This window comes from Bacillus sp. RHFS10, from assembly GCF_016757475.1.
GTDB lineage: Bacteria > Bacillota > Bacilli > Bacillales > Bacillaceae > Bacillus > Bacillus subtilis_G.
In genome coordinates, this window is sequence record NZ_JAESPO010000039.1 from 1 (window position 1) to 260 (window position 260).

At 49.2% G+C, this 260-nt stretch carries 2 rRNA genes; both read left to right on the plus strand.

Going from position 1 to position 260, the window contains the following annotated elements:
• A 23S ribosomal RNA gene (locus JMN17_RS21560) occupies positions 1-84 on the plus strand; the annotation flags it as partial.
• Positions 85-138: 54 nt separating this feature from the next.
• Positions 139-254 (plus strand): 5S ribosomal RNA (gene rrf, locus JMN17_RS21565).
• Positions 255-260 lie beyond the last annotated feature (6 nt).

Sequence of the window (260 nt, forward strand, 5' to 3'; positions counted from 1 at the left end):
AAGATGATCAGGTTGATAGGTCTGAGGTGGAAGTGTGGCGACACATGGAGCTGACAGATACTAATCGATCGAGGACTTAACCACATTTTGAATGATGTCACATCTGTTATCTAGTTTTGAGAGAACACTCTCAATTTGTTTGGTGGCGATAGCGAAGAGGTCACACCCGTTCCCATGCCGAACACGGAAGTTAAGCTCTTCAGCGCCGATGGTAGTCGGGGGTTTCCCCCTGTGAGAGTAGGACGCCGCCAAGCAATTGC